This window comes from Gillisia limnaea DSM 15749 (genome assembly GCF_000243235.1).
GTDB classification, from domain to species: Bacteria; Bacteroidota; Bacteroidia; order Flavobacteriales; family Flavobacteriaceae; genus Gillisia; species Gillisia limnaea.
In genome coordinates, this window is record NZ_JH594606.1 from 1,729,267 (window position 1) to 1,735,850 (window position 6,584).

4 protein-coding genes are annotated in these 6,584 nt (G+C 37.6%); all 4 read right to left on the bottom strand.

Annotated elements, in window-relative coordinates:
• Positions 1 to 19: 19 nt before the first annotated feature.
• Positions 20 to 1,042, bottom strand: a complete 1,023-nt coding sequence (locus tag GILLI_RS09575) for a glycosyltransferase family 2 protein (protein ID WP_006988909.1) — start codon at positions 1,040 to 1,042, stop codon at positions 20 to 22.
• Positions 1,043 to 2,239: 1,197 nt separating this feature from the next.
• On the bottom strand, positions 2,240 to 3,142 hold the full coding sequence (locus tag GILLI_RS09585) for a class I SAM-dependent methyltransferase (protein ID WP_006988910.1): 903 nt from the start codon (positions 3,140 to 3,142) through the stop codon (positions 2,240 to 2,242).
• A gap of 239 nt (positions 3,143 to 3,381) precedes the next feature.
• Positions 3,382 to 4,317 carry an Ig-like domain-containing protein gene (locus tag GILLI_RS09590; protein WP_006988911.1) on the bottom strand — a complete coding sequence of 312 codons (936 nt, stop codon included), beginning with the start codon at positions 4,315 to 4,317 and terminating at the stop codon, positions 3,382 to 3,384.
• A partial coding sequence (locus GILLI_RS09595) for an Ig-like domain-containing protein (RefSeq protein ID WP_040506557.1) occupies positions 4,289 to 6,584 on the bottom strand: 2,296 nt, incomplete at its 5' end. The genes GILLI_RS09590 and GILLI_RS09595, both read right to left, overlap by 29 nt.

A 6,584-nucleotide genomic window follows, 5' to 3' on the forward strand; every position in this document is an offset into this window, starting at 1 on the left:
CTAAAATAAAATGTTCTTTTCAATTGTGTTCTTTTTTTCTACCTCGAATTATATTTTCAATTTGTTTATACCTTATAATATACATGCCATAAAAGCGAATTATCCAATAAAGCGTGGTAAAATCCTTATTCATATTCCAAGCTCCCTTAATTTGCAGAAATGCAGCTTTTTTGTTATTGAGTAACAGACCGTTGGCAACTTTCACACAATATTTTGCATAGTATACCAAAGAAGCCTTTTTTATTTTTGATCGCTTATGTTCAGGCAAATAATTTTGAATTATATTTATTACCTTCATCACATCTGTAACATTTTGACCGGTACGAAAACTTTCATGGCTTAGGCCAGTATCGTGGTTAAATCTATAAGACGCTAAATATTGAGGAGAATAAGCTATCGGAAATTTGGATGCTATTCTAGTCCACATTTCCCAATCTTCCCCATAATGAACGGCATAAAAACTACCTAATTTTTCATAAGTGGTTCGCCTTACGACTATCGCAGGAGGCTGTATAAGTTGCCTAAATGCAATTTTATTAACAAAGTTAGGAATTAGGCCTTGCGTGCCTAATATGCTTTCATTTTTGACGGAAACAATATCACTTTTATGGTCTATGTAGTTAAAATTAGTAAACGCTGCGCCTGCTTCAGGATAATCCTGAAACAAGGTTCCTATTGTTTCGTAAAAACCAGTTTCTATTCTATCGTCGCCATGTAAGAGATGTATATATTCTCCTTTGGAACGATTAATACAACTCTCAAAATTTCTTAAACTCCCAGAGTTTGCTTTTTGCCTGTAATAAGCAACCCGCCCCTTACCAATATCATTAACAAGTTTTTCAACGTTACCATCTGTACTACAATCATCAATTACTTCAATTTGCATTAACTCAATTTCTAGAGCTTGTTTAAGTACACTTTCCAAAGCCTCTTCTAGGTAATTGAAACAGTTGTAAACAGGAATCATTACAGACCATAGTGGTCTATCTGTACCAAAATAAGATTCTATATGTGGAGGATAATCAGGTGTGCGCTTATACATATATCATCTATTTATATATTAAAATATAAGTTAGAATGGGGTATAGCATAAGCAGGAATTTTTGATAACTTAAAATTTTAAAAAAATCATCCTTTCAGCTTTATTAAATATAATTCTATAGGGGGCAGTATTTAAATATATATCTTAAAGGCCAATAAAAGTAGGAATATTATGGTTTATATTCAAGAATCAAAACCCCTAGATTTCTCTGATTGGTTCAAAACTGCCGAGGATTGCAAGAAATACTTGGTTAGGATTTTGTGGAAGGTGGTTTCAAATGCCTAAATGTGCTCAATGAAATGGAAAGATTTCTCACGAATGCGCAATATATGCTTGCGCCTCTAACCGGCAATTACGCACACACTTTTTCATAAAGTTATGTTTGGCGAAAACAATATGTCAAAGAAGAAAAAAACCTCTTTAAAAGAATGCCTCCCTAATTACCAAAAAATGCCCAAGAATAGCCGCAACAGCTTCATCCCACCCAGCAAGAACGAGAACAGCGCAACCAAAGCTTGCGCCGGGCTTTGGCCAGTCTGGTAGGTAACCTTGGCGCAAGGGCAAGACTTTGGAAATGGTCGGGTACCCGAGACGAGGTAGTTGATTTAGAGTCAGAATATTGCCAAAATTAATTTTCTCTGGAACTTCCCAAGAAATAGCTCCCCTTGAGAATTTTATGTGTGAAAAATTAATGCCAGCCTCTATACCCAAATCTAACCGGTTTTCTTTCAAGAGATTACCCGCGTATTCCGTGGAGAATCAAACTACACACAATAAAACTGATAATTTTTAAATTCATAGATAATATTATATAGAGGTTTAGTGAAAGTGACAATTTAACCTAGACAGTCTTTGTGAATGTTTTGGCATCTAATAAATTGATATTGTTTGAAAAAAAATTACCTCTGGATAAAATTGTTAATTTCAAGTATTGAAGCAGCCAAAACCTAATTCATCAGCTGCAATGCTTGCCATTGCCTGAAAATTTTTAAATGCACTGGAAGAACTATCCTTATTACCTTATTTAAGCATCATTTAATGAAACTATAAAAGGTATAGAAACAGAGGTTTAAGTTGACACCGAATATTTGGTTCTTCAAATATTATATTACCTCCTCCAGTAGAAGTTGGAAAAAAACTTCCACATGGGAATATAAAGCAAGTCAGCTTTATAATAATTAAAGGTTATCCGGTTTTTTAAACCATATTTATGGGAATTGCAGCATCCATATTTTTTCTGGCCACACACATCAAAGTAAGTGCACTAAATTGAGAATTTGGATTTCTCCCGGAAAGAAAATTGCCTAATCTATATTTAAATGCGGCTTTGCCAATATTTCCATCAAAAATTTTGGTATCTACAGTATGGTTATGAGGGTAAATTTTTACATCAAAACCATGTAGTTTAAGGCTCTTTTCAAAAAGCTCTTTTGAAACACCGCGGCCAGGTTTATGATGTATTTCCGTTTTTAAAGCCCAATATTGTTGTCCCTTTTCCTTATGAAATCCATGGCCGGTATATCTATAAACCAGCGTTCTGCTTTTCCAAAGTAATAACGCCAAACCTTTATAATTCCAAGCAGATTTTTGAGGATCATGATCGGTAATAATAGTTCCTCCGGGTTTTAAGATGCGGGCTGCTTCTGAAAGTACAGCAGCCATATCATCACAGTGATGTAAAGCAGCATTTAAAATTACAGTATCTGCAAAACCACTTTTAAATGGGAGGTTGGATGCATCTGCCAGGACGGGAAGATATCCATGTTTTTTTGCAAACTCCAAAGAATTTACTGCCACATCTACACCTATTAATAGTTTAGGCTTTTCTGCAAAATTTGCAAAGACATTACCCGGACCGCATCCCAAATCAACAACAATTTTATCAGAATAGTCCCCAAGCGCTGTTTTCCATCGACTTATAAAGTTAATATCCCTGTGACAGTAGGTTAAATATTCCTCTGCCCATTCGGAATTATTAAAATAATAAGCATTTGCTTCTAAACCTTCAGAAGCGTTTTTGGTTATATCAAACTCGATATAGTCCTCATGGTATTTAGGTTTTACACCTTCATTTAAATACTTGTCAATTGTAGTTTTCATGATTATTAGTTTTGATTATTAAATTATTTAAAAATAGAGGGATGGATATTCTCTATGGATTCACTAGATTCAATTTGAAATCATAAATTGAGTTAGTGAAAGAAAAAGTTGAGATAGTTTATAATTTTCCTAATTACTTTAAATGGTCATTTGAAAAATTAAGAATATCGAAGAATTGAACCCTCCATCAGGGAGTTTTTTTGCATATTCCCCGATTATAATTAATTATATTTTAAATCTTATCTGTTAATAAGGAGCCTAAAAGTCTGAACTTCTTTCTGGCTTTCCAGAAGCAATAGATACAAACCATTTGCTAAAAGTGATCCGTCGAACTCCTGAGTATATTGAACTCCTGCCTCTGCCTCTCCCTGTTTCAGTAAATAAATAAAAGCACCCTGTAAATTGTAAAGGCTCAGAGTGTATCTGCTATTCTCTTGCAACACGAATTGAATTGTTGACGTGTCGGAAGATGGATTAGGATACATTACGAAACTCTCTTCAAAAACAGGTTCTTGGTTACTGATAATTACATTTACACTTTCGGAAGTTGAAACAGCTCCTAAATTATCAATTGCTGTAACAGATAATATATAATTTCCTGTTGCCACATTATTCCACGCAAAGCTCCATCCATCGCTGCCATCTATATCTTCTCCCAATTTTGTGGTGCCTTGGTAGAATTCCACTTTGGAAACCGTACCATCAGAATCGGATGCTGTTGCTGTAATGTTGATCGTAGCAGGTGAAGTAAAACTTGCATTGTTTTCAGGTGCTGTAATAGCTACTGCAGGAGCGATATTCACCGGATCCCCAACCACAATATTGATTGTTTCAGAAGTGGTTTCAGCTAACTTATCATCTGTGGCTTTTGCCGATAATACATAATTGCCTGTTGCCACATTATTCCACGCAAAACTCCATCCATCGCTGCCATCTAAATCTTCTCCCAATTTTATAGTTCCGTTAAAGAATTCCACTTTGAAAACCGTACCGTCAGAATCGGATGCTGTTGATGTAATGTTGATCGAAGCAGGTGAAGTAAAACTTGCATTGTTTAAAGGTGCTGTAATAGCTACTGCAGGTGCGACATTCACTGGATCCCCAACCACAATAGTGATTGTTTCAGAAGTAGTTTCAGCTAACTTATCATCTGTGGTCTTTTGCCGATAATACATAATTTCCTGTTGTCACATTATTCCACGCAAAACTCCATCCATCGGTGCCATCTAAATCTTCTCCCAATTTTATAGTTCCGTTAAAGAATTCTACTTTGGAAACTGTACCATCAGAATCGGTTGCTGTTGCAATAATAGTTATGGCTGCAGGTGAAGTAAAACTTGCATTGTTTAAAGGTGCTGTGATAGCTATTGAAGGTGCTACATTCGCTGGATCCCCAACCACAATATTGATTGTTTCAGAAGTGGTTTCAGCTGACTTATCATCTGTGGCTTTTGCAGTCAATGCATAATTGCCTGTTGCCACATTATTCCACGCAAAGCTCCATCCATCGCTGCCATCTAAATCTTCTCCCAATTTTATAGTTCCGTTAAAGAATTCCACTTTGGAAACTGTACCATCAGAATCGGTTGCTGTTGCTGTAATAGTTATGGCTGCAGGTGAAGTAAAACTTGCATTGTTTAAAGGTGCTGTAATTGCTACTGCAGGCGCGACATTCGCTGGATCTGTAACCACAATAGTGATTGTTTCAGAAGTGGTTTCAGCTAACTTATCATCTGTGGCTTTTGCAGTCAATGCATAATTGGCTGTTGCCACATTATTCCAAGCAAAGCTCCATCCATCGCTGCCATCTAAATCTTCTCCCAATTTTATAGTTCCGTTAAAGAATTCTACTTTGGAAACTGTACCATCAGAATCTGATGCTGTTGCAGTAATGTTGATCGAAGCAGGTGAAGTAAAACTTGCATTGTTTTCAGGAGCTGTAATAGCTACTGCAGGCGCGACATTCGCTGGATCCCCAACCACAATATTGATTGTTTCAGAAGTGGTTTCAGCTGCCTTGTCATCTGTGGCTTTTGCAGTCAATGCATAATTGCCTGTGGTCACATTATTCCAATCAAAACTCCATCCATCGCTGCCATCTAAATCTTCTCCCAATTTAGTGATGCCTTGGTAGAATTCCACTTTGGAAACCGTACCGTCAGAATCGGATGCTGTTGCAGTAATAGTTATGGCTGCAGGTGAGGTAAAACTTGCATTGTTTAAAGGTGCTGTAATAGCTACTTCAGGAGCGACATTCGCTGGATCTGTAACCACAATAGTGATTGTTTCAGAAGTGGTTTCAGCTAACTTATCATCTGTGGCTTTTGCAGTCAATGCATAATTGCCTGTTGCCACATTATTCCACGCAAAACTCCATCCATCGCTGCCATCTAAATCTTCTCGCAATTTTGTGGTGCCTTGGTAGAATTCCACTTTGAAAACCGTACCGTCAGAATCGGATGCTGTTGCAGTAATAGTTATGGCTGCAGGTGAAGTAAAACTTGCATTGTTTTCAGGAGCTGTAATAGCTACTTCAGGAGCGACATTCACCGGATCCCCAACCACAATAGTGATTGTTTCAGAAGTGGTTTCAGCTAACTTATCGTCTATGGCTTTTGCAGTCAATGCATAATTGCCTGTTGCCACATTATTCCACGCAAAGCTCCATCCATCGCTGCCATCTATATCTTCTCCCAATTTTGTAGTGCCTTGATAGAATTCCACTTTGGAAACCGTACCATCAGAATCTGATGCTGTTGCAGTAATAGTTATGGCTGCAGGGGAGGTAAAACTTGCATTATTTAAAGGAGCTGTAATTGCTACTGCAGGAGGTGCATTGACACTAATGTTCACTAAAGCTGAAGTTGTCGCTGCTCCCTTATCATCTGTTGCGATAGCTGTTAATGAATAGGTGCCTTCCGCTACATCACTCCAGGTAAAACTGTAGGGACTGCTCAAATCCTCTCCCAATTTTGTGGTGCCCTGGAAGAATTCTACCTTGGCTATAGTACCATCAGAATCTGATGCTGTTGCAGTAATAGTTATGGCTGCAGGGGAGGTAAAACTTGCATTATTTAAAGGAGCTGTAATTGCTACTGCAGGAGGTGCATTGACACTAATGTTCACTACAGCTGAAGTTGTCGCTGCTCCCTTATCATCTGTTGCGATAGCTGTTAATGAATAGTTGCCTGACGCAACATCACTCCAGGTAAAACTGTAGGGACTGCTCAAATCCTCTCCCAATTTTGTGGTGCCCTGGAAGAATTCTACCTTGGCTATAGTACCATCGGTATCCGAGGCAGTTGCATCAATCGTGATAGCTGCAGGTGAAGTAAAACTTGCGTTATTTAAAGGAGCCGTAATAGCTACTGATGGAGGTGCATTGACACTAATGTTTACTATAGTTGAAGTTGTCGCTGCTCCTATATCATCTGTTGCGATA